Annotated in this window: 1 protein-coding gene; it reads right to left on the bottom strand. The window is 73.8% G+C overall.

All coding sequences use genetic code 11. The annotated features are described in order from the left end of the window. Positions 1 to 771 (bottom strand): Mur ligase family protein (locus tag FV222_RS28050; protein WP_246685720.1); only part of this gene is annotated, 771 nt, incomplete at both ends.

Genomic DNA, 771 nt, shown 5'->3' with positions numbered 1-771 from the left:
GCCGGCGGGCGCAGCGCCGCGAGCGACAGGGCGGCGCGGGCCAGATCCGCGCCGAGGCTGTGGACCACCGCCATCACGCCGAGCGAGTTCATCGCCGTGTGCCGGCCCGGCGTGCCGAGCTGGTAGGTCACCGGCTGGCCCATCACCACGGCGTCGACCACGGAAAGATCGGGGCGCAGCACGATGCGCCTGGCGCGCACGTCGGCCTCCGCGTGCTCGCCGAAGGTGACGATGCGGCCGGCCCGCGAGGCGAGCGCGTGGGCGTGCAGGCGCGCGAAGCTCGGGTTGTCGCGGTTGATCACCGCGACGCCGCCGGGCGCGAGCCCTGAGAAGATCTCGCCCTTGGCGTCGGCGATCGCCGACACCGAGGCGAAATGCTCGATGTGGACCGGCTCGACGGTGGTGACGAGGGCCACCTCCGGGCGGACCTGGGCCACCAGCGGCACGATCTCGCGCGGGTGGTTCATGCCGACCTCGAACACGCCGAAGCGGGTGTCGGCCGGCATCCGCGCCAGCGTCAGCGGCACGCCCCAGTGGTTGTTGTACGAGGCGACGGAGGCGTGGGTCTGCCCTTGCGCTGACAGCACGTGGCGCAGGGCCTCCTTGGTGCCGGTCTTGCCGACCGAGCCGGTCACCGCCACGACCTGGGCCGCGGTGCGGTCGCGGGCCGCCTTGCCGAGGCGCGTCATCGCGTCGAGGACCGGATCGGGCCCGTCGCCTCGTACAACAACCACTGGGGCGTGCCGCTGGTGGCCCAGGTCCGCCCGGAGG

The organism is Methylobacterium sp. WL103 (assembly GCF_008039885.1).
Lineage (GTDB): Bacteria > Pseudomonadota > Alphaproteobacteria > Rhizobiales > Beijerinckiaceae > Methylobacterium > Methylobacterium cerastii.
The sequence above is the reverse complement of the archived record's forward strand: the minus strand, read 5'-3'. Positions and strand labels throughout refer to the sequence as shown.